26 protein-coding genes, 1 tRNA gene and 1 pseudogene are annotated in these 26,068 nt (G+C 67.4%); 17 read left to right on the forward strand and 11 right to left on the reverse strand.

Annotated features, from left to right (window positions below; translation table 11 throughout):
• Positions 1–127: 127 nt before the first annotated feature.
• Positions 128–336: pseudogene (locus DDZ14_RS02930) on the reverse strand (transposase); the annotation flags it as partial.
• A 92-nt stretch (positions 337–428) separates the two neighbouring features.
• Between DDZ14_RS02930 and DDZ14_RS02935 the strand changes: the two are divergent.
• On the forward strand, positions 429–1,304 hold the full coding sequence (locus DDZ14_RS02935; RefSeq protein ID WP_233252451.1) for a helix-turn-helix transcriptional regulator: 876 nt from the start codon (positions 429–431) through the stop codon (positions 1,302–1,304).
• A gap of 22 nt (positions 1,305–1,326) precedes the next feature.
• On the opposite strand, the gene DDZ14_RS02940 is transcribed toward DDZ14_RS02935, so the two are convergent.
• From DDZ14_RS02940 to DDZ14_RS02950, 3 genes are read right to left on the reverse strand one after another with little or no spacing between them, the layout of a single operon-like run.
• The gene (locus DDZ14_RS02940; protein WP_109423456.1) at positions 1,327–2,154 is read right to left on the reverse strand and encodes a substrate-binding domain-containing protein; all 828 of its coding nucleotides are present in this window, start codon (positions 2,152–2,154) and stop codon (positions 1,327–1,329) included.
• Between the two features lie 28 nt (positions 2,155–2,182).
• Positions 2,183–2,974: an ATP-binding cassette domain-containing protein gene (locus tag DDZ14_RS02945; protein WP_109423457.1), complete on the reverse strand. Its 792-nt coding sequence runs from the start codon at positions 2,972–2,974 to the stop codon at positions 2,183–2,185.
• Positions 2,967–3,674: an ABC transporter permease gene (locus DDZ14_RS02950; RefSeq protein ID WP_109423458.1), complete on the reverse strand. Its 708-nt coding sequence runs from the start codon at positions 3,672–3,674 to the stop codon at positions 2,967–2,969. Before DDZ14_RS02950 ends, DDZ14_RS02945 begins: the two co-directional genes overlap by 8 nt.
• Positions 3,675–3,895: 221 nt before the next feature.
• Between DDZ14_RS02950 and DDZ14_RS02955 the strand changes: the two genes are divergently transcribed.
• The 8 genes from DDZ14_RS02955 (at position 3,896) to DDZ14_RS02990 (ending at position 12,041) form a co-directional block, all read left to right on the forward strand.
• Positions 3,896–4,990, forward strand: coding sequence for a putative sulfate/molybdate transporter (locus tag DDZ14_RS02955; RefSeq protein WP_158275449.1), 1,095 nt, complete (start codon positions 3,896–3,898; stop codon positions 4,988–4,990).
• Between the two features lie 247 nt (positions 4,991–5,237).
• On the forward strand, positions 5,238–5,975 hold the full coding sequence (locus DDZ14_RS02960; RefSeq protein ID WP_109423460.1) for an isoprenyl transferase: 738 nt from the start codon (positions 5,238–5,240) through the stop codon (positions 5,973–5,975).
• Positions 5,976–6,108: 133 nt separating this feature from the next.
• Positions 6,109–7,290, forward strand: coding sequence for an ABC transporter substrate-binding protein (locus tag DDZ14_RS02965; RefSeq protein WP_109423461.1), 1,182 nt, complete (start codon positions 6,109–6,111; stop codon positions 7,288–7,290).
• 89 nt (positions 7,291–7,379) lie between these two features.
• A complete protein-coding gene (locus tag DDZ14_RS02970) occupies positions 7,380–8,162 on the forward strand; it encodes an ABC transporter ATP-binding protein (RefSeq protein WP_109423462.1) in 783 nt (260 codons plus the stop codon).
• Between the two features lie 96 nt (positions 8,163–8,258).
• Positions 8,259–8,972, forward strand: a complete 714-nt coding sequence (locus DDZ14_RS02975) for an ABC transporter ATP-binding protein (RefSeq protein ID WP_109423682.1) — start codon at positions 8,259–8,261, stop codon at positions 8,970–8,972.
• A 3-nt stretch (positions 8,973–8,975) separates the two neighbouring features.
• The gene (locus DDZ14_RS02980) at positions 8,976–9,986 is read left to right on the forward strand and encodes a branched-chain amino acid ABC transporter permease (protein WP_109423463.1); all 1,011 of its coding nucleotides are present in this window, start codon (positions 8,976–8,978) and stop codon (positions 9,984–9,986) included.
• A complete protein-coding gene (locus DDZ14_RS02985) occupies positions 9,983–11,287 on the forward strand; it encodes a branched-chain amino acid ABC transporter permease (RefSeq protein WP_109423464.1) in 1,305 nt (434 codons plus the stop codon). Before DDZ14_RS02980 ends, DDZ14_RS02985 begins: the two co-directional genes overlap by 4 nt.
• 160 nt (positions 11,288–11,447) lie before the next feature.
• Entirely contained in the window at positions 11,448–12,041 is a 594-nt protein-coding gene (locus tag DDZ14_RS02990; protein ID WP_199221274.1) for a tetratricopeptide repeat protein, read from the forward strand.
• Between the two features lie 32 nt (positions 12,042–12,073).
• Here DDZ14_RS02990 and DDZ14_RS02995 read toward each other — a convergent pair.
• Positions 12,074–12,160, reverse strand: a tRNA-Leu gene (locus tag DDZ14_RS02995).
• A gap of 126 nt (positions 12,161–12,286) precedes the next feature.
• Positions 12,287–13,621: a peptidoglycan-binding domain-containing protein gene (locus DDZ14_RS03000; protein ID WP_109423465.1), complete on the reverse strand. Its 1,335-nt coding sequence runs from the start codon at positions 13,619–13,621 to the stop codon at positions 12,287–12,289.
• A gap of 119 nt (positions 13,622–13,740) precedes the next feature.
• Between DDZ14_RS03000 and lipB the strand changes: the two genes are divergently transcribed.
• The 3 genes from lipB to DDZ14_RS03015 all read left to right on the forward strand — a co-directional run bounded on the left by lipB (position 13,741) and on the right by DDZ14_RS03015 (position 16,789).
• Complete coding sequence (gene lipB / locus DDZ14_RS03005) at positions 13,741–14,400, forward strand: lipoyl(octanoyl) transferase LipB (RefSeq protein ID WP_109423466.1); 660 nt, start codon at positions 13,741–13,743, stop codon at positions 14,398–14,400.
• Positions 14,401–14,594: 194 nt separating this feature from the next.
• Positions 14,595–16,238, forward strand: coding sequence for a cytochrome c oxidase subunit 1 (locus DDZ14_RS03010; protein ID WP_109423467.1), 1,644 nt, complete (start codon positions 14,595–14,597; stop codon positions 16,236–16,238).
• Between the two features lie 86 nt (positions 16,239–16,324).
• The gene (locus DDZ14_RS03015) at positions 16,325–16,789 is read left to right on the forward strand and encodes a DUF2244 domain-containing protein (protein ID WP_233252452.1); all 465 of its coding nucleotides are present in this window, start codon (positions 16,325–16,327) and stop codon (positions 16,787–16,789) included.
• Here DDZ14_RS03015 and DDZ14_RS03020 read toward each other — a convergent pair whose 3' ends face one another.
• Complete coding sequence (locus DDZ14_RS03020; protein ID WP_109423469.1) at positions 16,790–17,254, reverse strand: GatB/YqeY domain-containing protein; 465 nt, start codon at positions 17,252–17,254, stop codon at positions 16,790–16,792.
• Between the two features lie 187 nt (positions 17,255–17,441).
• On the opposite strand from DDZ14_RS03020, the gene carA reads away from it, so the two are divergent.
• Together carA and DDZ14_RS03030 are read left to right on the forward strand one after the other, a co-directional pair.
• On the forward strand, positions 17,442–18,620 hold the full coding sequence (carA, locus tag DDZ14_RS03025; RefSeq protein ID WP_109423470.1) for a glutamine-hydrolyzing carbamoyl-phosphate synthase small subunit: 1,179 nt from the start codon (positions 17,442–17,444) through the stop codon (positions 18,618–18,620).
• A 203-nt stretch (positions 18,621–18,823) separates the two neighbouring features.
• A complete protein-coding gene (locus tag DDZ14_RS03030) occupies positions 18,824–20,650 on the forward strand; it encodes a glycosyltransferase (RefSeq protein WP_158275450.1) in 1,827 nt (608 codons plus the stop codon).
• A gap of 99 nt (positions 20,651–20,749) precedes the next feature.
• Here DDZ14_RS03030 and DDZ14_RS03035 read toward each other — a convergent pair whose 3' ends face one another.
• Positions 20,750–21,400: a GntR family transcriptional regulator gene (locus tag DDZ14_RS03035; RefSeq protein WP_109423472.1), complete on the reverse strand. Its 651-nt coding sequence runs from the start codon at positions 21,398–21,400 to the stop codon at positions 20,750–20,752.
• A gap of 106 nt (positions 21,401–21,506) precedes the next feature.
• Here DDZ14_RS03035 and DDZ14_RS03040 point away from each other — a divergent pair, with 106 nt between their 5' ends.
• The 3 genes from DDZ14_RS03040 to DDZ14_RS03050 all read left to right on the forward strand — a co-directional run bounded on the left by DDZ14_RS03040 (position 21,507) and on the right by DDZ14_RS03050 (position 23,754).
• Positions 21,507–22,154 (forward strand): pyrimidine 5'-nucleotidase, encoded by a 648-nt coding sequence (locus tag DDZ14_RS03040; protein ID WP_109423473.1) that lies wholly within the window; start codon positions 21,507–21,509, stop codon positions 22,152–22,154.
• Positions 22,155–22,229: 75 nt separating this feature from the next.
• Positions 22,230–22,487, forward strand: a complete 258-nt coding sequence (locus DDZ14_RS03045; RefSeq protein ID WP_109423474.1) for a hypothetical protein — start codon at positions 22,230–22,232, stop codon at positions 22,485–22,487.
• Positions 22,488–22,548: 61 nt separating this feature from the next.
• Entirely contained in the window at positions 22,549–23,754 is a 1,206-nt protein-coding gene (locus DDZ14_RS03050) for a UbiH/UbiF family hydroxylase (RefSeq protein WP_109423475.1), read from the forward strand.
• A 73-nt stretch (positions 23,755–23,827) separates the two neighbouring features.
• Here the strand turns inward: DDZ14_RS03050 and DDZ14_RS03055 are convergent, their stop codons facing one another.
• From DDZ14_RS03055 to DDZ14_RS03065, 3 genes are all read right to left on the reverse strand, one after another.
• Positions 23,828–24,964: an aminotransferase class V-fold PLP-dependent enzyme gene (locus tag DDZ14_RS03055; protein WP_109423476.1), complete on the reverse strand. Its 1,137-nt coding sequence runs from the start codon at positions 24,962–24,964 to the stop codon at positions 23,828–23,830.
• Between the two features lie 78 nt (positions 24,965–25,042).
• Positions 25,043–25,501 (reverse strand): Lrp/AsnC family transcriptional regulator, encoded by a 459-nt coding sequence (locus tag DDZ14_RS03060; protein WP_109423477.1) that lies wholly within the window; start codon positions 25,499–25,501, stop codon positions 25,043–25,045.
• Positions 25,498–25,959 (reverse strand): Lrp/AsnC family transcriptional regulator, encoded by a 462-nt coding sequence (locus tag DDZ14_RS03065; protein ID WP_109423478.1) that lies wholly within the window; start codon positions 25,957–25,959, stop codon positions 25,498–25,500. The genes DDZ14_RS03060 and DDZ14_RS03065 overlap by 4 nt, the downstream gene beginning before the upstream one ends.
• Positions 25,960–26,068 lie beyond the last annotated feature (109 nt).

Consider the following 26,068-nt stretch of genomic DNA (forward strand, 5'->3'; position numbering starts at 1 on the left):
TGCCAAAACTCCTGGCGGCCTGACAAACAGAGCGACCCCAGTCCCACGTTCGCAGCCCCGCGAGCTCCGCCTTCAAACCGTCACAACAGGAAAAGCGTTCTTCAAGACCAACTTCTTCAGCAGCCTGTTAGTGCATGATCGGCCTCTGGTCCATCGGACGGATGGCTTTCGGGGCCGGTGGGCGGTAACCCAAGGCACTGTGGGGTCGTCTCGTATCGTAGTGCCCCCGCCATTGTTCGATCAGGATTTGGGCCTCGAGCAGAGAGAAGAAGCTGTCGCCGTTCGGCAGTTCGCCTCGCATTCGCCCGTTAAGCTCTCGCAATATCCGTTCTCCCATCGTCAATACCCGTCTTTCCCGGAATACCCGACCTTGAGTCCGGACCGGAATGCGCACATCCTCCGGGGAACAGCGATCACGGCGCAGGTTTATGGCCCAGGACATGCAGGACGACGCCCCCAGCTATCTGACCACCCGCGAGGTGGCGGACATGCTGCGCGTGAAGGAACGGAAGGTCTACGACCTTGCCGCCGCCGGGGAGATCCCGCATCGCCGCATCACCGGCAAGCTGCTTTTCCCGCGCGACGAGATCATGGCCTGGATCGACGGCCCCGACCCGGCGCGGGACCGTCCTGCGGTGCTGGCGGGCTCGCATGATCCGCTGCTCGACTGGGCGGTGCGCGAGTCCGGCTGCGGGCTGGCGACGCTTTTCGACGGCAGCCGCGACGGGCTGGAGCGCTTCGCCGGGGGGGACGCGGCGCTCTGCGGCCTGCACCTGCCCGAGCCGGACGGCTGGAACGTCCAGACGGTGGCGGCGCGCGGGCTGCGCGACTGCGTGCTGATCGGCTGGGCCGAGCGGTCGCGCGGGCTGCTCCTGGCCCCGGCGTTGCGCGGCGAGATCGGCGGGATCGGCGATCTGCGGGGGCGGCGCATGGTGATGCGCCAGCCCGGCGCGGGCGCGGCGGCGCTCTGCGAGCGGCTTCTGGACGGCGCGGGCCTGACCCAGGACGACCTGGCCCCCTGCGGCGGGCTGGCGCGCACCGAAAGCGATGCGGCCGCCGCCGTGGCCGCGGGCGAAGCCGATGCGGCGCTGGGCATCGAGGCGATGGCGCGCCGCTTCCACCTGGAATTCCTGCCTCTGACCCGCGAATGCTTCGACCTGCTGATCGACCGGCGCGCCTATTTCACCGATCCGGTGCAGCGCCTTCTGGCCTTCTGCGCCACCGACGCACTGCGCGAGAAGGCGGATGCGATGGGCGGCTACGATCTCGCGCCTTCGGGCGCGGTGCGCTGGCTCACGCCCTGAGCCAGGCGCGCCGCCCCTTCGGTCACTCCCCGGCGTTGGGAAAGAAGAGCTGCTGGCCGTCCACCTCGTAGCCGGCGATGGCCGCCTGACCCGCATCCGACAGCACCCAGTCGATGAACTGCTGGCCAAGATCGGCCTTCACGTTCGGGTGCTTCTCCGGGTTCACGAGGATGATGCCGTACTGGTTGAACATCTTCGGATCGCCTTCGACCGCGATCTCGTATTCGCCCTTGTTGCCGAAGGCGATCCACGTGGCGCGATCCGTCATGATATAGGCGCCCATGGCCGTGCCCGCGTTGAGCGTCGCGCCCATGCCCGAGCCGGTCTCGCGGTACCACGAACCCGATGAGGCCGCGGCGTCGATCCCGGCCTCCTTCCACAGCCGCAACTCCGCCTTGTTGGTGCCGCTGTCGTCGCCGCGCGAAGCAAAGGGGGCTTCGGCCTCGGCGATCTTGGTGAGCGACGCGACAACATCGCTCATGCCCGCGACCCCGGCGGGATCGGCGGGCGGGCCGACGATGACGAAGTCGTTATACATCACGTCCGCGCGGCTGACCCCGTGACCTTCGGCGACGAACTTCTCCTCGGCCGGCTTGGCGTGGACGAAGAGCACGTCGCCATCGCCATTCGCGGCATTCTTGATCGCCTGTCCGGTGCCCACCGCGACCACGCGCACCTCGATGCCGGTCTCGTCGCGGAACATCGGCAGGATATGGTCGAAGAGGCCCGAATTCTGGGTCGAGGTCGTGGATTGCACGACGATGTAGCTGTCCTGGGCAGCCGCAGGGCCACTGAGTCCCAGCGCCAGAACCGTCGTCGCCGCAAGGCCAAGGAATGCGCGTCTGATCATCGTTAAACTCCCTTTACTGTCAGACTATTTACGAAGTGGCTTGGTCAAAGTGGAGCCGTCCGTCGAGCCACGCGCGAAGCGGCTCGGACTGCGGGGTCCGGAGGCACTGCCGCAGATCGCCGGTCTCGGCCACGCGCCCGCCATGCAGAAAGACCAGATCGTCGCCCATCCGGCGGGCCTGGCCAAGGTCATGGGTGATAAGCAGTACGCTGACACCGCGGGCATTGGCGGCGTTGATGAGATCCTCGATAGCGTGGGTGGAGGCCGGATCGAGGCTCGACGTGGGTTCGTCCAGCAGCAGGATTTCAGGCTCGCAGGCGAGCGCGCGCACCAGCGCCAGGCGCTGCTGCTCGCCGCCGGAAAGCACCCGCGCCGGGCGACGCGCCAGATCGGTCAGGCGCGCGGTCTCCAGCGCCTCGGCGGCGCGGGCGCGGCGCTCGGCGCCGCGCATCCCGCGCGCTCCCAGCGCGAAGCGTATATTCGCCAGCACCGACCGGCGCAGCAGAACCGGACGCTGAAAGACCATCGCCTGAGCACGCCGCGCCGTCCGGTCAAGCGGCCGCCCCCGCCACAGGACCGCGCCCTCCGACGGCGCGATCAGCCCGTGCAGCAGGCGCAGCAGCAGGCTCTTGCCCGCCCCGTTCGGTCCCAGCAGGACAGTGCGCCGGCCCTGACGGATCGGCAAGGTCACATCGTCGATCAGCCGTTGCCCGCCGGCATCGAAAGAAAGGCCGCGCGCTTCGAGGATCGTGCCCGCGCGCGAATCCGCCGGCCGGGTCTGCCCGCTGTCGTCGATCAGTTCGAGCGCCACGTCATGCATAGGCCGCCCTCACCGCCGAGGCGCGCAACGCCATGACCGCCGCATTGACGGTAAGCGCGATGGACAGCAGCACCACGCCCAGCGCCAACGCCAGTTGCAGATTACCCTTGGAGGTCTCCAGCGCGATGGTCGTGGTCATGACGCGGGTGACATGGTTGATGTTGCCGCCCACGATGATGACCGCGCCCACCTCGGCCACCGCGCGCCCGAATCCGGCCAGCGCCACGGTCAGCAGGCTGTAGCGCGCATCCCAGAGCAGCGCCATGACTCGCCCGGCCGGCCCGACACCGAGCGAGACGAACTGCTCGGCATATTCGGCGTGCATGTCTTCGACCACCTGCTTGGTCAGCGCCGCCACGATCGGCGTGACCAGGATCGTCTGCGCGATGATCATCGCCGTCGGGGTATAGAGCAGCCCGAGCACGCCCAGCGGCCCGGAGGCCGAGAGCATCAGGTAGACCATCAGCCCGACGACGACCGGGGGCAGGCCCATCAGCGCGTTGAGCACCACCGTCAATACCGTGCGGCCGGGAAAGCGGAACGCGCCCACGACCGCGCCGAGCGGCAGGCCGATGGCACAGGCCAGCGCGACCGCGCTCAGCGTCACACGCAGCGACAGTCCGATGATCTCGGCCAGGTCGGGATCGCCGGACAGGATCAGCCCGATCGCGTCCGCCAGGATTGCTCCAAAGCCGTCCATTCTTGCATTTCCTCCGATCTATGGGAATAAATACACCAGAACGCAGCGAAATCCACCCCATTCGCCGCCGCTGGATGCGCGCCTTTTTTCCGGGGTGGAAGGACGCAAGCAGGCTTTCCCGATCCAGCGGGCGGCGCTAGGCTTCGCGGCAAGCAAGAAGGCGGGAAGGCGGCAGACCGAAACCGATGGATCCGGCACCGCATCATAAAGGACGCCCCGGCATGTGGCTGCGGCGCGCCATCAGCGAGATCTCAGGCGCCTGCGGGGATCTGGGCACCTGGCTGCCCTACGTCGTGGCGGCGGTGGGCGGCGGGCTGCTCGCGCCCGCGCCGGTCTTCCTGGGATTCGCGGCCGGGTACCTTCTGGTCGCGCTGGTCTACCGCGTACCCGTCGCCGTGCAGCCGATGAAGGCGCTGGGCGCGGTGATCCTGGCGGGCGGCCTCTCTGCCGCGGAAACCGCCTGGGCGGGCGCCGTCATCGGCGCGGTGCTGCTTGCGCTGGCGGCAAGCCCGGCACTGAACCGCGCGGCGCGCGCCATTCCGCAATCGGTGGTCGCCGGATTACAGGCCGGGCTGGGGCTGATCCTGGGCATGGCGGCGGCGGGCATGATCGCGGCGGACTGGCTCCTGGCCCTGCCCGCGCTGGCCGTTCTGGGCCTGGCGCTGGTCTTTCCACGCGGCCCCTGGGCACTGCTGGCAGTCGGCGGCGCGGTGCTGCTGGGTCCGGTTCTGGGCGGTTCACCCGACCTGCCGGAGATAGTGCAGAAGACCGGCCCGGTTGCGGGGGCGGCGGTGCTCTCGGGCGTGCTGGCGCAGCTCCCCCTGACCTTGGTCAACGCCGTGGTGGTGGCCGCCGCGGTGGCGCGGTCGCTCTTCCCCGGCGAAGCGGCGCGGATCAGCGAACGGCGCCTCGCGGCGACGAGCGGCGCGCTCAACCTGTTGCTGGCGCCGCTCGGGGCCCTGCCGATGTGCCACGGCGCCGGCGGCATCGCCGCGCATCATCGCTTCGGCGCCCGCGGGACCGGCGCGCCGCTCATCCTGGCCGCCTGCTGCGGGGGCGCGGCCCTGGCCGGAGCGGACGCCGTACGCTGGCTGGCGGCGATCCCGCTGCCGGTCGTGGGTGCCCTGCTGGCCTATGCCGCGGCCGATCTCGTTCTGGGGCGGCGGATCTTCGACGCCCGCCCCGATTGCCGGCCGGTTATCGCCGCGACGGCCCTGGCCACGGCCGCGATCGGGCCGCTGGCGGGACTTGTCGCCGGGCTGGCGGCCGAAGCGCTGCGCACGCGCTTGCGGCAGGGCTCGCGGAGCCGCCGCTGAGCCCGGAGGCAACCCGACTGGCGCAAATCTGCAACATCTCCGCGCGTCAATCGGCCGATGCACGGCCGGGCCGCGGCCGATTCAAATTTATGACATGATTTTCCCATCTTGTTCGGTTTATAGGAACCATCGCCGGGCACCGGCGGCCCCTCCGGGCCGTTGAATTCCGGCACCGGGCAATTGCAGGCATCCCTGACTTTCAGGGTCTTTTGAGTGGAGAGCGTCGGGAAAAAGACCGGCGATTGGTATGAGCGAGCACATCGAGTACATGAAGATTCCGAACTGCCCCGAACATGTGGCCATCGTCATGGACGGCAACGGGCGCTGGGCCGCCGAACGCGGGCTGCCGCGCACCCACGGCCATCACCGCGGCGTGGAACGGGTGCGCGAGATCGTCCGCGCCGCGCCCTCGCTGGGGGTGAAGATCCTGACGATCTATGCCTTCTCGACCGAAAACTGGCATCGCCCCGACCACGAGGTCCGGGTGCTGATGAGCCTCTTCCGCCGCTTCGTCGTGCGCGAAGTGGACGATCTGGAGACGACCGGGGTGCGCGTGCGCTTCATCGGACAGCGCGAGCGGCTGCCCGGAAATTTGCGTAACCTGATGGCAATGATGGAAGCGCGCACCGCGCAGTGCCGCGACCTGACGCTTCAGATCGCGCTCAACTATGGCGCGCGCAGCGAGTTGGTCGATGCCGTGCGCGTGCTGGCCGAACGGGTTCGCGCGGGCGATCTGGACCCCGATGCCATCACCGAGGCCGAACTGGGCGCGAACCTCTACACGCAAGGTCTGCCCGACCCCGACCTGATCATCCGGACCTCGGGTGAGAAGCGGCTGTCGAATTTCCTGCTCTGGCAGAGCGCCTATTCCGAGTTCGCCTTCATCCCGGAATGCTGGCCCGATTTCACCGCCGGGCTTTTCGCCACGGTGCTGCGCGAGGCCGCAGGTCGCGAACGCCGCTTCGGCATGGTCAAGGCAACCTGATACGGCCGCCGAACGGGCTTGCGCCGCGTCGGCCTCCGGCGCCCCGAAAATCACGCTTTTCATATCGGTTCCTCCCGACTACGCTTCGCGCCACGGGGAAGTGCGAAACCGTAGCAAAACAAGGGAGAATACGATGAAAAAGCTTCTTGCGGCCACGGCCGCCACCGCTTTGATCGCCGGCTCGGCCGGCGCCGAGGAAATCAAGCTTGGCGTGATTCTGGGCTTTACCGGCCCGCTCGAGTCGCTGGCGCCCCATATGGCCGGCGGCGCGGAACTGGCGATGTCGGAGGTTTCCGAGAGCGGCAAGCTGCTCGACGGCTCCACGGTCACGCCGGTGCGCGGCGACTCCACCTGCATCGACGCGGGCGCCGCCACCGCCGCGGCCGAGCGCCTGATCACCGCGGAAGGCGTCAAGGGGATCATGGGGGCCGACTGCTCCGGTGTGACCGGCGCGATCCTGTCCAATGTCGCGTTGCCCAACGGGGTGGTGATGATCTCGCCCTCCGCAACCTCGCCGGCGCTGAGCACGGCCGAGGATAACGGCCTCTTCTTCCGAACCTCGCCCTCCGACGCACGCCAGGGCGTGATCATGACCGACATCCTGATGGAGCAGGGCATCGACGAGGTCGCGGTGACCTACACCAACAACGACTATGGCAAGGGACTCGCCGACAGCTTCGCTGCGGCCTTCGAGGAAGCCGGCGGCACCGTGACGATCAACGCCGCGCATGAGGACGGCAAGGCCGACTACTCGGCCGAGGTCGGCGCGCTGGCCGCCGCCGGCGGCGAGCGGCTGGTCGTCGCGGGCTATGTCGACCAGGGTGGCAGCGGCATCGTTCGCGCGGCCCTCGACGCCGGAGCCTTCGACACCTTCCATTTCCCCGACGGCATGATCAGCAGCAAGCTGGAGGATAACTTCGGCACCGAGATCGACGGATCCACCGGTCAGCATCCGGGCACCGACAGCGCCGGCGCGGCGAAGTTCCAGGAGATGGCGGGCGAAGCGTTCGATCCCGGCTCGCCCTTCTCCGCGGAAGCCTATGACGCCGCGGCGCTGATCATGCTTGCCATGCAGGCCGCGGGATCGGCCGAGCCGGGCGACTACAAATCCCACGTCATGGACGTGGCCAACGAGCCGGGCGAGAAGATCCTGCCGGGCGAGTTGGGCAAGGCGCTCGACATTCTCGCCGAAGGCGGCGAGATCGACTATGTCGGCGCGACGGCGGTCGAGTTGATCGGACCGGGCGAGTCTGCGGGCAATTACCGCGAGATCGTCATCGAAGGCGGGAAAGTCACCACGGTCACCTACCGCTGATCGACGGCAGGCAAGGACAGGTTCGGCCCGGCAAACCGCCGGGCCGGACCCAAGGACAAGACCGGCAAAAGGCTGGGGGGATAAATCGCATGATCGTCGTCGAGGACGTTCACAAGCATTTCGGCGGCTTCCATGCCGTGGATGGTGCCAGCCTGGCCATCCGGGAAGGCACGATCACCGGGTTGATCGGACCCAACGGCGCGGGCAAGACCACGCTTTTCAACGTCATCGCGGGGGTGCTCAAACCTACCTCGGGGCGCGTGACCATGGCGGGCGAGGACATCACCGGCCTGCCGCCGCATACTCTGTTTCACAAAGGGCTCTTGCGGACCTTCCAGATCGCCCATGAGTTCGCCTCGATGACGGTGCGCGAGAACCTGATGATGGTCCCCGGCGGCCAGTCGGGCGAGCGGATCTGGAACACCTGGCTGGCCCGCAGGCGCATCGCCGAGGAGGAGCGCGTGCTGCAGGACAAGGCCGAGGAGGTGCTGGAGTTCCTGACCATCGACCACCTGGCCGACGAGAGGGCGGGAAACCTCTCGGGCGGGCAAAAGAAACTGCTGGAGCTGGGGCGCACGATGATGGTCGATGCGCGGATCGTGTTTCTCGACGAGGTCGGCGCGGGGGTGAACCGTACGCTGCTCAACACGATCGGGGACGCGATCCAGAAGCTCAACGCCGAACGCGGCTACACTTTCGTGGTGATAGAACACGACATGGATTTCATCGGCCGGCTCTGCGATCCGGTGATCTGCATGGCCGAGGGCAAGGTCCTGGCCGAGGGGTCGCTGGAGGAGATCAAGGCCAACGAGCAGGTGATCGAGGCCTATCTGGGCACCGGCCTGAAGAACAGGGAGATGGTCGGCGCATGATCGGAGCATCCGGAGCGGCGGCCGCGCGGGACAGCCGCCCCGCTTCCGGGGGCGCTGCCCCCCCGGAGTATTTGCGGAAAGATGAAGGGGGGCGCCATGTCTGAACCCTTCCTGATCGGCGACGCCATGACCGGCGGCTACGGGCGCGGACCCGATATCCTGCACGCCTGCACCGTGGCGGTGGAGCGCGGCGAGATCGCGGTGATCGTGGGGCCCAACGGCGCGGGCAAGTCCACTGCGATGAAGGCGATCTTCGGGATGCTCGACCTGCATGAGGGACAGGTGCGGCTCGATGGCGACGACATCACCGGGCTGAGCCCGCAGGCGCGGGTCAAGAAGGGGATGGGCTTCGTGCCGCAGAACCACAACATCTTCACCTCTCTGACCGTCGAGGAAAACCTGGAGATGGGAGCCTTCATCCGCGAGGACGACATTTCCGGCACCATGGCGCAGGTCTACGACCTGTTCCCGATCCTCAGGGAAAAGCGGCGCCAGGCGGCGGGCGAGTTGAGCGGCGGGCAGCGCCAGCAGGTCGCCGTGGGCCGCGCGCTGATGACCCGGCCCAAGGTGCTGATGCTCGACGAGCCGACGGCGGGTGTCAGCCCGATCGTGATGGACGAACTTTTCGACCGGATCATCGAGGTGGCGCGCACCGGGCTGCCGGTGCTGATGGTGGAACAGAACGCGCGCCAGGCGCTGGAGATCGCCGACAAGGGCTACGTGCTGGTGCAGGGCCGCAACGCGCATACCGGGACGGGCAAGGAACTGCTGGCCGACGCGGAAGTGCGGCGCAGTTTTCTGGGGGGATAGGTGATGGACCTTCTCAACGCCCTCGTGGCGCTTTCCAACTTCGTGCTGGTTCCGGCCATCGCCTATGGCGCGCAACTGGCGCTGGGGGCACTGGGGGTGACGCTGATCTACGGCATCCTGCGATTCTCCAATTTCGCGCATGGCGACACGATGGCCTTTGGCACGATGGCGACGATCCTCGTCACCTGGTGGTTCCAGTCGATGGGCATCGGCTTCGGGCCGCTGCCCACCGCGCTTCTGGCCCTGCCCTTCGGCATCCTGGCCTGCGTGCTGCTGCTGATCGGGACGGATCGCGCCGTCTACCGCTTCTACCGGGCGCAGAAGGCCAAGCCGGTGATCCTAGTGATCGTCTCCATCGGGGTGATGTTCATTATGAACGGGCTGGTGCGATTCATCATCGGCCCCGGCGACCAGCGCTTCGCGGATGGCGAGCGTTTCATCGTCACCGCGCGCGATTTCCAGGCGATGACCGGGCTCGACGAGGGGCTCGCGCTCAAGACTACGCAGGGTATCACCGTGGTCACCGCGGTGATCGTGGTCGCGGCGCTGTTCTGGTTTCTCAATCGCACGCGCACGGGCAAATCCATGCGTGCCTATTCCGACAACGAGGATCTGGCGCTGCTCTCCGGCATCGACCCGGAGCGGGTCGTGCTGATCACCTGGCTCATCGTGGGGGCACTGGCCACGGTGGCGGGCGTGCTCTATGGGCTCGACAAGAGCTTCAAGCCCTTCACCTATTTCCAGCTCCTGCTGCCGGTCTTCGCCAGCGCCATCGTGGGCGGCCTGGGCAACCCGCTGGGCGCCATCGCGGGCGGGTTCATCATCGCCTTTTCTGAGGTGACGATCACCTATGCCTGGAAGAAGGTGCTGGGCTATTCCCTGCCCGAGAGCCTTGAGCCCTCTGGCCTGGTACAGCTTTTGAGCACCGACTACAAATTCGCGGTCAGCTTCGTGATCCTGCTGATCGTGCTCCTGTTCCGCCCGACGGGCCTCTTCCGGGGGAAATCGGTATGATCGGCAATCTGAGGACCTTTCTGCTCTTCGCGGCGGTGGCCTGCCTGCTGGTGCTGACCGGCGAGATGCAGAGCTGGAGCACGGCGCTGCTGATCTTCAACATGGGCCTGATCTCGGCGATCATGTCGCTGGGGGTGAACCTGCAATGGGGCTTTGCGGGCCTCTTCAATATCGGCGTCATGGGCTTCGTGGCGCTCGGCGGCCTGGCCACGGTACTGGTCTCCATGCCGCCCACGACCGACGCCTGGGCGGCGGGCGGCGCGCAGGTATTGCTGGGGCTGCTGACCGGCGCCGCGGTGATCGTGGCCGCGGCGCTGGCGCTGAGGCACCTGCCGAAATCGCGGCTGCGTGGGGCGACGGTGCTGGCCATCCTGGTCGGTGGGTTCTTCCTTTACCGCTGGGTCTTCGATCCGGGCGTCGATGCGGTGGAAGCAGTCAACCCCGCCGGTACCGGCTACCTGGGCGGGCTGGGTCTGCCGGTGCTTTTCGCCTGGCCGATGGGCGGCGTGCTGGCGGCGGGCGCGGCCTGGATCATCGGCAAGGCCGCGTTGGGGCTACGCAGCGACTACCTGGCGATCGCCACCCTGGGCATCGCCGAGATCATCCTGGCGGTAATGAAGAACGAGGACTGGCTGTCGCGCGGGGTGAAGAACGTCAACGGCATCCCGCGGCCCGTGCCCAACGAGATCGACCTGCAGAACGATGCCGGTTTCGTCGCCACGGCGCAGGGCATCGGGCTCGACCCGGTCACCGCGTCCTCGCTCTATATCAAGCTGTCGTACTCAATACTCTTCGCGGTTGTGCTGGTGGTGCTGCTGGTGCTGGCGCAATTGGCGCTCAAGAGCCCTTGGGGCCGGATGATGCGGGCCATCCGCGACAACGAGGTCGCGGCCGAGGCGATGGGCAAGGACGTGACCGCGCGCCATCTCCAGGTCTTCATCCTGGGCAGCGCCGTCTGCGGCGTTGCCGGCGCGATGATGACGACGCTCGACGGCCAGCTCATCCCTACGTCCTACCAGCCTCTTCGCTTTACATTCCTGATCTGGGTGATGGTGATCGTCGGCGGTTCAGGCAACAATCTGGGCGCAGTGCTGGGCGGTTTCGTGATCTGGTTCCTCTGGGTGCAGGTGGAGCCGATCGGGCTCTGGCTCATGCAGATGATCACCGCACCGCTGTCCGAGGACAGCGCGCTCAGGGCGCATCTGATCGAGAGCGCCGCCCATATGAGGTTGCTGACGATGGGGTTGATTCTGCTTCTGGTGCTGCGGTTCAGCCCGCGCGGGCTGATCCCGGAGAAATAGGCGGGCGGCGGAAGAAGCGCCGCCAATGCATGGAAATCACGGCGCCGCGGTAATATACTGGATCGCGACCGTCGCGGAACCGCTCCCTGCGGTGGTTGGAATCTCTGGGCTGGGGGTGCATGGGTCAGGCATGATTCCGAGACGATGCATCGCGGTGTTCTTGACAGGCACCCTGCTGTTTGCGGGGGGTACCCTTTCGGCTGGCGATTTCGATGCCGGGGCCGAGGCCGCGGCCGAGGGCGATTTCGCGACCGCGATAAAGAAATGGCGGCCGGTGGCGGAGGCCGGAAACTCGGTCGCCCAGCACAATCTCGGGGTGATTTACCGCAACGGTCTGGGCGTGCCGATCAATTACGAGGAAGCGGCGAAATGGTCGCTGCGTGCCGCCGAGAACGGCCATGCGGCGGCACAGAACAACCTTGGCGTCATGTATTCCTACGGCCACGGCGTGCCGGCCAACGATGCCGAGGCCGCGCGCTGGTACGAACGCGCCGCCCGGCAGGGACATGCCGCGGGTCAGTACAATCTGGGCAAGAGCCTGGAAGAGGGCAAGGGCGTACCCCGCGACCTGCTCGCGGCGCATATGTGGTTCCGCCTGGCCGAGGTCAACGGCTCCACCCGCGCGCGCCGGGCGCGCATCGCGCTGGAGGAGGAACTGACCGCCAAGGAGATCGCCACCGCCGACGACCTCTCCCGCGATTGCCGCGCGTCCGATTACAAGGAATGCAACCTGAACAAGCCCCGGCAGGAATGAGCCCCCGAACGGGTGCCCCGCTGTTCCTGATATGGTGCGGTCGAGAAGACTCGAACTTCCACGGGTGTTACCCCACAGCGACCTCAACGCTGCGCGTCTACCAATTCCGCCACGACCGCACGTCCCGGCTTGGGTGACGCGGTGTTTAGCGCCATGCCTGTCCGATGTGAAGGGGTAAATTGGGATTTCCGCGGCCACGTTTCGCCGCGCCGGAGGCCCTGCCCGGCGCGGCGAAAATCGGCCCGCTATTCGGTGATCGTGAAGACCGGCAGCGCGTTTGCCCCGCCACTCTGGCCACTGCCCTGCTGATCGCCGGAGATGCCATAGGCGGCCTGGCGCAGCAGTGCCGCGCGGTCGGGCTGGTTGGGCGCGAAGATCGGTTCGGCGCCGCTTTCCAGCGCATTCACCGCCTTCTCGTACCAGCCAAGGGACAGGTCCGCCCGGCGCGACGCGCCGATGCCCTGCGACAGGTGATGGCCCAGAAGTTCCGCATAGACAGGCTCACCCAGCGCGACCAGGAGCAGCGCAGAGCCCATCGCCACTTCCAGATCGTCCGTCCGGTAGCCCACGCCCAGGCAGATCTTGGCCGTGGCACCGAGCTGCGCCGGCGACATGCCCGACTTCAGGATGAACCCGCCCACGTCGCGCTGCACCTTGTCGCCATCCTCCAGCGACACGGCGGCGACGTGATCGCGCATCGCCGGGCCGAAGGCATTGCACTGCGCCTCGATCTGGGCCGGGGTGAAGCCGGAGACCGATTTCACCAGGTCCTCGCCCTGCGCGATGGCATAGGTCCGCGCCAGGCAGAATTGCTCGTTGAGCGCGAAACCGGGATCGTTCATCGCCGAAACGGTCATGAAACCGCCGTTGGAATTGGTCAGTAGGTTAACCTTGTTGCAATGGCTGGCCAGCGAGGCCGTGGCCTGCCCGGCCATGAAATTGGGCAGCGCGGCGCCGCTATCCTGTTCGGAATGGTCGATATCGGCCTGCAGCGCCGCCTCGTCGAGCGGCGCGTGCATCGGTTCCTCCTGGCTGCGCGCGGCTGGCACCGTCTGCGGCACGCCATAGGATTGCGCCTGGTTGCCGCCCATCATCTCGTCGCGGAAGTCCAGCAGCAGTCCCCGTGTGCCTTGCGGATGCGCGGCGACGCGCTGCGCGGTATAGGCGCCCCCGGCCTGCGCGCGGCTGTGGGACGTCACCAGGAAATTCTGCTCGAAGGGCGTCAGATACCCGGTAACGGGATAGCCCATGAAGGCCTGGTAGTTGGACACTGCCGAACGGGTCCGCTGCCCGGCCAACCCGTCCGGATAGCCGGCATCGAAGCCGAAGTAGTTGAGCGACGTCTGAACCTGGCGCGTCTCGGCGCGCTGGGCCGAAGAGACGCTGGGTGCCGTCGAACGATAGGTCGTCGTGCGCTTGCGCTCCCGATTCTTGGCCGCCTCGTTGACGATGACGCCGCCCACGACGCCGCCTACGACCCCGCCGACAAGCCCGTCGGCCAAGTCCGCGCGCGCGGGCGCGTTGGGAACCGTGAACATGGCGGCGGCTGCAAGCACCCCGACCGATCCGCGAAAAAACATATTGACCTCCCACAGGTGAACCACTCTCTAGACACTCAGACTAGCACAAACCCGACCGCAGGTAACGTCCTTGGGGGGCGGGGCGTGCCGCGGCGCGGAAACCCGGAGGGCGAGGCCCGGTGGTGGAATGGATCATATCGGAGGAACCGGTCGCCTATGACGCGGCCTGCGGCTGGATGGAGGCGCGCGCCGACGCGATCGCGCGCGGCGAGGCGGCGGAGGCCGTCTGGCTGCTGGAACACCCCCCCCTCTACACAGCGGGCACGAGCGCGCGGCCCGAGGACCTGATCGATCCGGACCGGTTTCCGGTCTATCGCAGCAAGCGCGGCGGCGAATACACGTATCACGGTCCGGGGCAGCGCGTGGCCTACGCGCTGCTCGACCTCAACCGCCGCGGGCGCGATGTGCGGGCCTATGTCCGGCAACTGGAGGACTGGGTGATCGGCACACTCGACGCCTTCAACGTCAAGGGAGAGCGACGCACGGGGCGAGTCGGCGTCTGGGTGGTGCGCGACGACCAGCCCCTGACCGCATCGGGGGTGCCGCGCGAAGACAAGATCGCCGCGATCGGGGTGCGGGTGCGCCGCTGGGTGACCTTTCACGGTATCGCCATCAACGTGGAGCCCGATCTGGAGCATTTCGGCGGAATCGTGCCCTGCGGCATCCGCGAACACGGCGTCACCAGCCTGGTCGATCTGGGCCTGCCGGTGACAATGGCCGACCTGGACGTGGCGCTGCGGCAGGATTTCGAGAGGGTATTCGGGGTCGCGCCGCGCTGACCCCCTGAAATCCCGCGCCAATCCTGGACCGGGTGCGGCAGAATGCGCGATTTGACCTGTGTCAATTTTTCCCGCCCGGCGGTCCGATCCGCGATTGCCCTGCCCCGGCGCGCGCTCTAAAACGGAGCGACAATAACATTCGCGTGCGCGCCGCTGGCCCGCGCCGGAGCAGACCAAGTGAACGGGAGATCATGATGGCCGACGCTGCCATGCATTCACATGACGACCAAGCGCCGAAAGGATTCTTCACGCGCTGGTTCATGTCGACGAACCACAAGGATATCGGCATCCTTTACCTCTTCACCGCCGGTCTTCTGGGCTTCATCTCGGTGGCCTTCACGGTCTACATGCGGCTGGAGTTGATGGAACCGGGCGTCCAGTACATGACGCTGGAGGACGGCTCGCCCAACGGGCATTTGTGGAACGTGCTGATCACCGGACATGGCATCCTGATGATGTTCTTCGTGGTGATCCCCGCGCTATTCGGCGGTTTCGGAAACTATTTCATGCCGTTGCAGATCGGCGCGCCGGACATGGCCTTCCCGCGGATGAACAACCTGAGCTACTGGATGTATGTCGCGGGCTCGTCGCTGGCGGTCTGCTCGCTGCTGGCGCCGGGCGGCAACTCGCAACTCGGCTCGGGCGTGGGCTGGGTGCTCTACGCGCCACTTTCCACACGCGAGGCCGGGATATCCATGGATTTCGCGATCTTCGCGGTCCACGTCTCCGGTGCCTCGTCGATCCTGGGTGCGATCAACATGATCACCACCTTCCTGAACATGCGCGCGCCGGGCATGACGCTCTTCAAGACGCCGCTTTTCGCCTGGTCGATCTTCATCACCGCCTGGCTGATCCTGTTGTCGCTGCCGGTTCTGGCCGGCGCCATCACCATGCTGCTGACGGATCGCAAATTCGACACCACCTTCTTCGATCCCGCCGGTGGCGGCGACCCGATCCTCTACCAGCACCTGCTGTGGTTCTTCGGCCACCCCGAGGTCTACATGATCATCGTGCCGGGCTTCGGCATCATCAGCCACGTGATCGCGACCTTCTCGAAGAAGCCCATCTTCGGCTACATGCCGATGGTCTGGGCGATGATCGCGATCGGCGCGTTGGGTTTCGTCGTCTGGGCGCACCATATGTACACCGTTGGCATGAGCGTGACGCAGCAGTCCTATTTCATGCTGGCGACGATGGTCATCGCGGTGCCCACCGGCATCAAGATCTTCTCGTGGATCGCAACGATGTGGGGCGGCTCGTTGGAATTCAAGACGCCGATGCTCTTCGCCTTCGGCTTCCTCGTCCTCTTCACCGTGGGTGGCGTGACGGGCATCGTGCTCAGCCAGGCCGGCGTGGACCGCGCCTATCACGACACCTACTATGTGGTGGCGCATTTCCACTACGTGATGAGCCTGGGCGCGGTCTTCTGCATCTTCGCGGGGGTCTACTACTGGATCGGCAAGATGTCGGGCCGCCAATACCCGGAATGGGCCGGCAAGCTGCACTTCTGGACCTTCTTCATCGGCGCCAACCTGACCTTCTTCCCCCAGCACTTCCTGGGCCGTCAGGGCATGCCGCGCCGCTATATCGACTATCCGGAAGCCTTCGCCTACTGGAACGAGGTCTCATCCTGGGGCGCGTTCCTGTCCTTCGCCTCCTTCGTGTTCTTCATCGGCATCGTGTTCTACACGATCTTCGCCGGCAAGCGCGAGACGGCGGACAATTACTGGGGCCCGTCGGCAGACACGCTGGAATGGACCGTGTCCACCCCGCCACCGGAGCACACGTTCGAAACGCTGCCCACGCAGGACATGTGGGACAAGCCCGCGCACCACTGATGCCGCTGGAGCATACGACAACGCGAGGGGCTCCGGCAGGCGATGCCGGGGCCCCTTCTGCGTCGGGCGGGCCGATCTACGAAGTTTTGCTGCGGCCCAACCGGTCGCTCAGCCCGCAGGGGTTCGTCGTGGTGATCGGGCTCTGCTTCGGCTTCATGATGATCCCGCTCATCCCGCTTCTGGGGACGATGGCGCTCTGGGCGATGCTGCCCTTCCTGCTCGGGGCGATCGCGCTCCTGTGGTACTTCATCCGCCGCAATACCGCCGACGGCGCGCTGACCGAACGGCTGGTCCTGTCGGACCGGCTGATCCGCGTCACCCGGCACAATCCGCGCGGGCCGGCGCAGGAATGGCAGGCCAATCCCTACTGGACCAGCCTGACGCTGCACGCGACCGGTGGGCCGGTGGAGAACTATATCACCCTCAAGGGCAGCGGCCGCGAGATCGAGCTGGGCGCGTTCCTCAGCCCCGAGGAACGCGCGGCGCTCCATGCCGAGTTGGAGGAGGCACTGGCGCGCGCCCGCGCGACCGCCACGCCGGGGGCGTCCTGATCAGCCCAGCCGCGCCTTGACCTTCGGGCCGACCACGCCGAAATCCATCTGCCCGGCATATTCGGATTTCAACGCCGCCATCACGCGGCCCATGTCGCGGATCGAATCCGCATCCAGCGCCTTGATCGTCTTGCTGATAGCCGCGTCCACCTCCTCGTCGGAGAGCTGTCGCGGCAGGAATTCCTCGATCACGCCGATCTCGGCGCGCTCCTGTTCGGCCAGGTCGAGCCGCCCGCCTTCCTCGTAGGCGCGGGCGCTTTCCTGGCGCTGCTTGACCATCCGGCTGAGGATGGCGAGGATTTCCTCGTCGCTGACGCCCGGCGCCGCCCCGTCCGCCCCCGCCTCTCCGCGTGTGGCGATGTCGCGGTCCTTGATGGCGGCGTTGATCAGCCGGAGCGTGGACAGCCGCACCTGATCCTTGCTTCGCATCGCATCCTTCAGAGCGGTCATAATGTCGTCACGCATGTACTTTCACCTCTTCATCCCCAAAGAGTATGTTCAAGTCTGTGACCATACCGATTGCCAGGATTTGAAACAACCATTTCGATTAATGGCAATTTATTGATTTTATTGGATTTTGTTTTTCTCATGACCCTTGACGGCCCGCCCGCCCCCCCGTACCTTCCGGGCGATTTACGCGCGGGAGTCGCCCATGTCGCCTGAAGCCCCCCAGAATCGGACCTCCGGCCGCCCCACCGCCTGCATCGCGCTGGCGGACGGGACGATATTCCAGGGCAAGGGCTTCGGCGCCACCGGCGAGGCGGTCGCGGAACTCTGCTTCAACACCGCCATGACGGGTTATCAGGAGATCATGACCGACCCGTCCTATGCCGGTCAGGTCGTGACCTTCACATTCCCGCATATCGGCAATACCGGCACCAATTCCCAGGATGACGAAACGGCGGAGCCCGTGGCCGCGGGCATGATCGTGAAATGGGACCCGACGCATGCCTCCAACTGGCGCGCCGAGGCCGAACTGCCGGACTGGCTGGCGCGCCGCGGGCGCATCGGCGTGGGCGGCGTCGACACGCGGCGGCTGACCCGTGCGATCCGCCAGCAAGGCGCGCCGCATGTCGCCATCGCGCACGACCCCGAAGGCCGGTTCGACATCGGGGCGCTGGTGGCCAAGGCCCGCGGCTTTCCGGGGCTCGAAGGGCTCGACCTCGCCCGTGAAGTGACCTGCGCACAGTCCTATCGCTGGGACGAGATGCGCTGGGCCTGGCCCGAGGGCTACAAGCGGCGCGAGACGCCGGGCCGCCGGGTCGTGGCCATCGACTACGGCGCGAAACGCAACATCCTGCGATGCCTGGCCTCGGCGGGCTGCGAGGTGACGGTCCTGCCGGCCACGGCCAGCGCGGCAGACATCATGGCGCTGGAGCCCGAGGGCGTCTTCCTGTCGAACGGTCCGGGCGACCCGGCGGCGACCGGCGAATATGCGGTCCCGATGATCCGCGAGTTGCTCGACGGCACCGACCTGCCGATTTTCGGCATCTGCCTGGGCCACCAGATGCTGGCGCTGGCGCTGGGGGCGCGGACGATCAAGATGAACCATGGCCATCACGGGGCCAACCACCCGGTCAAGGACAAAGAGACCGGCAAGGTCGAGATCACCTCGATGAACCACGGATTCACGGTGGACAGCCAGACCCTGCCCGCCGATGTGATCGAGACCCATGTCTCGCTCTTCGATGGCTCCAATTGCGGCATCCGGATGCGGGAGCGGCCGGTCTTCTCGGTCCAGTATCACCCGGAGGCCAGCCCCGGTCCGCAGGACAGTTACTACCTCTTCCAGCGCTTTGTTTCCGCGATAGAGACAAAAGCGGCGGGCTGAGCGCCCGGCTCCCCGGAAATCCGGGCATGAATCGCGCGTTAAGCTGCTGTTAAGCATGGCGCGGCAGCCTGTTGCGGATTGCAACCGCAGCCAGGCCGCAAATGACAGTCTATCAGAGCCCCCTTGTTCCGCAGGCCGCCCGGCCCCGCCTCTGTCCGACCCGCCCTACGCGGCTGGGTGAAATGCTACTGGCGGAAGGCGCCGTGAGCCCCGCCGATATGGTGACCGCGCTGGCCGCGCAGAAGCGCGAGAATGTGCGGCTGGGCGCGTTGCTGCTGGCGCGCGGGATGGTCACGCAGGCGGCGCTCGACGCCGCGCTGGCGCGCCAGTTCGGGCTGCGGCAGCCGGATTTGCGGGCCATTCCACCGGAACGCGCACTGGCGCCCCTCGCCCGGCCCGAGACATGCCTGCGGCTGGGCTTCGTGCCCTGGCGGCGCGACCTCTCCGGCCGGCTCGTGCTGGCGGTCGCTGAACCCGACCGGATGGCCGTCATCGCGGCCTCACTGCCCGCCGATGCCGGGCCGGTTCACATGGTGTTCGCCAACCGGCGAGAGGTCGAGGCCGCCATCGTGGCGCTCTACCGCGACGCGCTGCTGCTGCGCGCCGAAACGCGCTGCGCCGCCGCCGACAGTTGCCGCGGCCGCTCGCGGCTCGCTCCGCTCCTCTGCGCCTCCGTCCTGCCGGTGCTTCTGGCACTGAACCCCGCCCTCCTTTTTGGCCTGATCCTCGCGCTCTGCGTCCTGACGCTTATTTCCGGGATTGTGCTTAGGCTCGCCGGCGCGCTGAGCACGCTGACCGCCCGCGCCCGTCACATTCGCGGCGGCGGGTTCCGCAGCCGCCGCGACGGCACCGCGACGATCGCCCGGCTGCCCTGCGTCTCGGTGCTGGTGCCGCTCCACCGGGAGGCCGATGTCCTGCCGCGGCTCGTGGACCGGCTGAACGCGATCGACTACCCCCGTGAGCTTCTGGATATCTGCCTGGTGGTCGAGGAGAAGGACGCCCAGACCCGCGACGCCATCGCCGCCGCCGGGCTGCCGCCGTGGATGCGCACAATCGCGGTGCCCGACGCCCGGCTGAAGACCAAGCCGCGGGCGATGAACTACGCGCTGGATTTCTGCCGCGGCACCATCGTCGGGGTCTATGACGCCGAGGACGCGCCGGAGCCCGGACAGATCCGCGCCGTGGTGGAACGCTTCCATGCGCGCGGGCCGGATCTCGCCTGCGTCCAGGGCGTACTGGATTATTACAACAGCCGGCAGAACTGGCTGGCCCGCTGCTTCACGGTGGAATACGCGGCCTGGTTCCGCCTGGTCCTGCCCGGCCTGCAATCTCTGGGCCTGCCGGTACCGCTGGGCGGAACCACGCTCTTCATGCGCCGCGACGTGCTGGAGGAACTGGGCGGCTGGGACGCCCATAACGTGACAGAGGACGCCGATCTGGGCATGCGGATCGCGCGCCGCGGCTACCGGGTGGAATTCATCCGCAGTGTGACGCGGGAGGAGGCGACCTGCCATCCCTGGCGCTGGGTGCGGCAGCGCTCGCGCTGGCTCAAGGGCTTCGCGATCACCTGGGCCACCCACATGCGCAACCCGCGCCGGCTGCGCGCCGATCTGGGCTGGTCCGGTTTCCTGACCTTGCAGGCGCTCTTCCTGGGCACGGTCGCGGGTTTCGCCGCGGCGCCCGTCCTGTGGTCCTTCTGGCTCTGGACACTGACCGGCACCGCGCCGGTCGATCTGAACCTGCCGGACTGGGCCATGTGGGGGCTGGGCGGCCTCTTCCTGCTGTCGGAGGCCAGCATCATTGCGGCCGGGCTGATCGCCACCGCAGGACGCGAGCACCGGCATCTCTGGCCCTGGGTTCCGACGCTGCATTTCTATTTTCCGCTGGCGACCCTGGCCGCCTGGAAGGCGCTCTACGAACTGGTCTCACGGCCCTTCTACTGGGACAAGACGGATCACGGCCATTCGATGACAGGTGGCGCCGCGAAGGCCGGGCCGGAACGCCGCTGTAGCCATGTCCCGAAAACCTGAACCGAGGCGGTAACGATGGTCCTTGCTTGCATTCGCAAGTCTGGAGACGAGCCGCGCGATGGCCGGACCGCGGAGGAACCCAAATGGCCGCTACAGGTTCTAGACCCGCTTCACTTCGCCCGCATCGAGCTTCAGCCGGGTCTCGAACGCCTTGGACAGGTGGTTCTTGAGCGCCGCGCAGGCCGCGTCCCCGTCGCGCGCCTCAATCGCGCGCACGATCGCAAGATGCTCCTCCAGCGCGGTCTCTCCGCGCCCCTCCACCGCCAAAGACGTGGTCGCCAGAAGCGCCATGGAGCGGTGCACCAGGTCGAGTTGCTGGACCAGGTAGCGGTTGTGGGAGGCCAGGTGGATCTGCTTGTGGAAGCGCCTGTTGGCCCGCGACAGCGCCGTCGGATCGCCGACCAGCGCGCGGTCGCCCTCGATCATGTCGTAGAGCACGCGGATCTCCTCCGGCGCGGCGTGCTGGGCCGCCAGTTTCGCCGCCAGCCCCTCCAGTTCGTTGCGCACCGAATAGAGCTCGGCCAACTGGTTGTGGTCGAGCGAGGCCACGATCAGGCTGCGGCCCATGCGGGTCAGCATCGACTGGGTCTCCAGCCGTTGCAGCGCCTCGCGGATCGGGGTGCGCGAGACGTGGAACCGTTCCGCCAGCTCCGATTCCACCAGCCTGTCGCCGGGCTTGAAGAGGCCGCCGTCGATGGCCTCCAGGATCAGCTCATAGGCATCTTTCTGTGCGGGTTTGGCCTCGGACATCCTGGGTCTCCGGGAAATTGACCGCGCCACCCTAGCCCCGCAGCGCAGGCGCAGGCAAGTGCCGCCGCGGATTGCCCCTGCGGCGTCCGGCCGCTACCCTGCGCCCATGACACCCGCCGATTTCAGCCATGTGCGCGCCTGGGTCTTCGACCTGGACAACACGCTCTACCCGCCGGCGGCCCGGCTCTTCGACCAGATCGAGGTTCGGATGACCGATTTCGTGATGCAACGGCTCGGTGTCGACCGGGTGGAGGCGGACCGGCTGCGGCGGCATTACTGGATGACCCACGGAACCACGTTGGCCGGGCTGATGCGTGAACACACCATCGACCCCGTGCCCTACCTGGCCGAAGTCCACGACATCGACCTGCGCCACCTGACCCCCGCCCCGGCGCTGCGCGCGGGCATTGCCGCGCTGCCGGGCCGGCGCATCGTGCATACCAACGGCTCGGCCGGGCATGCCGAGCGGGTGCTGGCGGCGCGTGGGCTGGCCGGGATATTCGACGCGGTCTACGGCGTGGAGGATGCCGGCTATCTGCCCAAGCCCGAGCGCGCGGCCTTCGAAGCGGTTTTCGCGCGCGATGGGCTCGATCCTGCCTCGGGCGCAATCTTCGAGGACGACCCGCGCAACCTGGCCATGCCGCACGCGATGGGCATGCGTACCGTCCATGTTGCCGAGGCCCCGGAGCCCGCGCCCCATATCCACCACCACACGGACGATCTGGAAGGCTTCCTGACAGCGCTGGCGCGCTGAGCTGTCGCATGTCCGGGCCCGCGCGGCGCGCCTAAATGCACATGCGAAACGCAACTTTTCCCAGGAGTACTCCACATGGCCAGCGCCACCGGCACCGATATTCCAGACACCCGTCCGCTCTGGCAGCGGATCGTCTTCCGCATCCCGGTCCTGGGCTGGATGCTGCGCGACGTCATGGAGGGCGACGAGGACAATGTCTTCTACGCGATCGGGACGCTGGTTGCGCTCTGGACCATCGCCATCATGCTCTGGGGTTACCCGGCGCTGATTCTGCCCGCGCTGGCACTGGTTCCGGTCTGTTTCCTGCTGATCCTGCTGATCACCTGGGGATGACGCTTTGCCGCTTTGCCCGGCCTGCGCGCGGCACTAGGATCAGTGCCGAGGAGGCCTTGGCATGAGCGCAGCAACGGAAGATTTCGACATTCTCGTCTCGGGCGGGGGCGTGGCCGGCATGACCGCGGCGGCGGCGTTCGGCGCGGCCGGGTTCCAGGTGATCTGCGTCGATCCCGCGCCGCCGGTGACAGATGCCGAGGCCGAAGGCGCCGATCTGCGCTCCACCGCCTTCCTGCAACCGGCGCGCAAGGTGCTGGAGGCGGCCGGGCTCTGGTCGCGGCTCGCGCCGCACGCCGCGGCCCTGCAGGTTATGCGGATCGTTGAAGCCGGCGAAGGCGCCCCCGAACAGGGCGCGGTGCGCGATTTCGACGCCGCTGACATTTCCGAGGAACCCTTCGGCTGGAACCTGCCCAATTGGCTGCTGCGGCGCGAGATGCAGGCCCGGCTGGAAGAGATGCCGGGGGTCGATTTCCGCCCTGGCACGGGCACGGCTTCGGTCTTCACCCGCGAGGGCGAGGCCCGCGTGACGCTCTCGGACGGGGCGCGCATCCGATGCCGGCTGGTGATCGCCGCCGACGGCCGAAACTCGCCCGTACGCGAGGCGGTGGGGGTGCCGGTCCACACGACGCGCTACGGGCAGAAGGCGCTGGCGCTGACGGTCACCCACCCGATCCCGCATGGCAATGTCTCAACCGAGATCCACCGCTCCGGCGGGCCCTTCACGATGGTGCCGCTGCCCGACCGTGACGGGCTGCCCCATTCTGCGGTGGTTTGGCTCGAGGCCGGGCCACGGGCGCTGGACCTGGCGGCGATGGCCCCGGCCGACCTGGAACGCGAGATGTCGGAGCGTTCCTGCCATCTTTTCGGGCCCTTGACGCTGGCCAGCCAGGTGACGGTCTGGCCGATCATCAGCCAGCTTGCCGCGCGGCTCTGGTCGGAGCGGGTGGCGCTGGTGGCCGAAGCCGCGCATGTCGTGCCGCCAATCGGAGCGCAGGGGCTCAACATGAGCCTGGCGGACATGGCCTGCCTGCTGGACCTGGCCACAGCCCGGCACGAGGGGCTGGGCGACGCGGAGATGCTTCAGAGCTATCACCGAAAGCGCTGGAGCGATATCCGGCTGCGCGTGGCGGGGATCGACGCGCTCAACCGCAGCTCGATCACCGGCGTGCCGGCGCTGCAGCGGCTGCGCCATCTGGGGATGCAGGCGCTGCACGACATCCGGCCGCTGCGCCGCACGCTGATGCAGGCGGGGCTGGGCGCGCGCTGAGCCCGGCCACCTGCGCGGACCTCACCCGCCGATGCCTCCGGCGGGAATATTTTGCCCAGAGCAAATGCGCGCGTCAGTGCGGGACGAGAACCGTGTCGAGCGCGGCCTCGAGCCGGGCGAGGCTGGCATCGACATCGCAGAGCTTGTCGAGCCCGAAGAGGCCGAGGCGGAAGCTGCGGAACTCCGGGCCCTCGTCGCACATCAGCGGCACGCCGGCGGCGATCTGGAGCCCCTGCGCGGCGAAGGCGCGGCCCGACTGGATCTCGGGATCGTCCGTGAAGGTCACGACAACGCCCGGCGCGCCGTAGCCGTCGGCCGCCACCGAGCCGAAGCCGCGCGCGGACAGCGCGGCGCGCACCCGCGCGCCCTGGTCCCATTGCGCCGCAGCGAGCCGCGCGAAGCCATGCGCCTGCATCTCGCGCATCGTATCGCGGAAGGCGGCCAGCGCATCGGTGGGCATGGTCGCGTGATAGGCATGGCCGCCGGCCTCGTAGGCCTGCATGATCGACAGCCACTTGCCCAGATCGACGGCGAAACTGGTGGATTTCGCGGCCTCGGCGCGGGCGCGGGCGGCATCGCTCAGCATCACCAGCCCGGCCGAGGGCGAGGCCGACCAGCCCTTCTGCGGCGCCGATATCAGCACATCGACGCCGATCTCCTTCATGTCGAGCCAGGCGCAGCCCGAGGCGATGCAGTCGCGCACGAAGAGCCCGCCCCCCGCATGCACGGCCTCGGCAACAGCCTTGAGATACGCGTCCGGCAGGATCATGCCCGAAGAGGTTTCCACATGGGGCGCGAAAACCACGTCGGGCGCCTCGGCGCGAATGCGCGCGACCACCTCCTCGACAGGCGCGGGAGCGAAGGGCGCGTCGGCGCCGTTGCCAACGCGGCGCGCCTTGAGCACCGTCTCTTCCGCCGGGATCGACCCCATCTCGAATATCTGGCTCCAGCGATAGGAGAACCAGCCGTTGCGGATCACCAGCACCTTGGCCCCGGTCGCGAATTGCCGCGCCACGGCCTCCATCGCATAGGTGCCGCCGCCGGGTACCAGCGCCACCGCGTCGGCATTATAGACCTCGCGCAGCATGGCTGAAATGTCGCGCATCACCTGCTGGAACGCGCGGCTCATGTGGTTGAGCGAGCGGTCGGTGAAGACCACGGAGAACTCCAGCAGGCCGTCGGGGTCGATCTGGGGATGCAGGGCGGACATGGGCGATTCCTCCGTTCAGTTCGCCCAAAGCCCTAGCGCAGCCCGGCGTCGGTGCCAAAGCCTATTTCGGCATACCGTTCAGCCCAGCGGCCCAGGGCGGCGTTCTTCGCTCAAGAGCACGTTGGCCTCCACCTCGCCGACCCCCGGCAGGGTCATGATCCGGCGGCGCAGGACGCGTTCGAAATCGGGCAGGTCGCGGGCCACGACCCGCAGCCGGTAGTCGAAGAGCCCCAACACATGCTGGACGAGCTGCACTTCGGGAATGGCAGTGACCGCACGTTCGAAATCCTCGAGGCTCACACGGCCCTTGGTGGCGAGTTTGACGCCGAGGAACACGGTGACGCCGAAGCCCAGCGCGGCGTGGTCGAGCCGCAACCGGCGGCCGCGCAGGATGCCGGCCTCCTCCAGCCGGCGGATGCGGCGCCAGGCGGCGGGCTGCGACAGGCCCAACTGCCGGCCCAACGCGCCCGCGCTCTGCCGTGCGTCCTGCGCGAGCGCCCGCAGGAGCTTGCGGTCGATGGCGTCGAGATCGGTCACAGCGGCAGCGCCTCGGTCTCGTGCACGTTGGCGACCAGCATCAGCGCCTCGATATCGGCCATATGCGGCAGCGCCAGGATGCGGTCGCGGTAAATCTCCTGGTAATGGGCCATGTCGCGGGCCAGCACGTTGAGGCGGACATCGGTGCGGCCCAGGAAGGTCTGGATCTCGCTGACCTCGGGCAGTTCGCGCGCCGCGGCGAGGAAGGCGTCGAAGGCGCCACGCACGGTCTTGTCGAGCGTCACCCGCAGCGAGACCTCCACCGCGTAATCCAGCGCGCGCCAGTCGATCACCGCCTCCACCCCGACAATCACCCCGGCCCGTTCCAGCCGTTCCAGCCGCCGCCAGCAGGTCGCTTGCGTCACCCCCGCCCGCGCCGCCAGTTCGGCTGTGGAAAGCGCCGGCTGGGCCTGGTACTGGCGCAGGATGCGCCGGTCGGTATCGTCGATGCTTTGCATGATTTTTTCACTATACTTTTCTTTTGCGAATGACAATTAAACATATTTGCCAGTCATTCGAAATTTCGAAAAGCTTCCGGCATGGCGCAAGCGTAGGCTCGCGGCCAAT

The organism is Maritimibacter sp. 55A14 (assembly GCF_003122205.1).
GTDB lineage: Bacteria > Pseudomonadota > Alphaproteobacteria > Rhodobacterales > Rhodobacteraceae > QEYE01.

Coding starts and splice junctions, on each gene's coding strand:
- DDZ14_RS02935 (WP_233252451.1), top strand. CDS start 429: ATGGCCCAGGACATGCAGGACGACGCCCCCAGCTATCTGACCACCCGC.
- DDZ14_RS02940 (WP_109423456.1), bottom strand. CDS start 2,154: ATGATCAGACGCGCATTCCTTGGCCTTGCGGCGACGACGGTTCTGGCG.
- DDZ14_RS02945 (WP_109423457.1), bottom strand. CDS start 2,974: ATGCATGACGTGGCGCTCGAACTGATCGACGACAGCGGGCAGACCCGG.
- DDZ14_RS02950 (WP_109423458.1), bottom strand. CDS start 3,674: ATGGACGGCTTTGGAGCAATCCTGGCGGACGCGATCGGGCTGATCCTG.
- DDZ14_RS02955 (WP_158275449.1), top strand. CDS start 3,896: ATGTGGCTGCGGCGCGCCATCAGCGAGATCTCAGGCGCCTGCGGGGAT.
- DDZ14_RS02960 (WP_109423460.1), top strand. CDS start 5,238: ATGAGCGAGCACATCGAGTACATGAAGATTCCGAACTGCCCCGAACAT.
- DDZ14_RS02965 (WP_109423461.1), top strand. CDS start 6,109: ATGAAAAAGCTTCTTGCGGCCACGGCCGCCACCGCTTTGATCGCCGGC.
- DDZ14_RS02970 (WP_109423462.1), top strand. CDS start 7,380: ATGATCGTCGTCGAGGACGTTCACAAGCATTTCGGCGGCTTCCATGCC.
- DDZ14_RS02975 (WP_109423682.1), top strand. CDS start 8,259: ATGTCTGAACCCTTCCTGATCGGCGACGCCATGACCGGCGGCTACGGG.
- DDZ14_RS02980 (WP_109423463.1), top strand. CDS start 8,976: ATGGACCTTCTCAACGCCCTCGTGGCGCTTTCCAACTTCGTGCTGGTT.
- DDZ14_RS02985 (WP_109423464.1), top strand. CDS start 9,983: ATGATCGGCAATCTGAGGACCTTTCTGCTCTTCGCGGCGGTGGCCTGC.
- DDZ14_RS03000 (WP_109423465.1), bottom strand. CDS start 13,621: ATGTTTTTTCGCGGATCGGTCGGGGTGCTTGCAGCCGCCGCCATGTTC.
- DDZ14_RS03010 (WP_109423467.1), top strand. CDS start 14,595: ATGGCCGACGCTGCCATGCATTCACATGACGACCAAGCGCCGAAAGGA.
- DDZ14_RS03020 (WP_109423469.1), bottom strand. CDS start 17,254: ATGCGTGACGACATTATGACCGCTCTGAAGGATGCGATGCGAAGCAAG.
- carA (WP_109423470.1), top strand. CDS start 17,442: ATGTCGCCTGAAGCCCCCCAGAATCGGACCTCCGGCCGCCCCACCGCC.
- DDZ14_RS03035 (WP_109423472.1), bottom strand. CDS start 21,400: ATGTCCGAGGCCAAACCCGCACAGAAAGATGCCTATGAGCTGATCCTG.
- DDZ14_RS03040 (WP_109423473.1), top strand. CDS start 21,507: ATGACACCCGCCGATTTCAGCCATGTGCGCGCCTGGGTCTTCGACCTG.
- DDZ14_RS03045 (WP_109423474.1), top strand. CDS start 22,230: ATGGCCAGCGCCACCGGCACCGATATTCCAGACACCCGTCCGCTCTGG.
- DDZ14_RS03050 (WP_109423475.1), top strand. CDS start 22,549: ATGAGCGCAGCAACGGAAGATTTCGACATTCTCGTCTCGGGCGGGGGC.
- DDZ14_RS03055 (WP_109423476.1), bottom strand. CDS start 24,964: ATGTCCGCCCTGCATCCCCAGATCGACCCCGACGGCCTGCTGGAGTTC.
- DDZ14_RS03065 (WP_109423478.1), bottom strand. CDS start 25,959: ATGCAAAGCATCGACGATACCGACCGGCGCATCCTGCGCCAGTACCAG.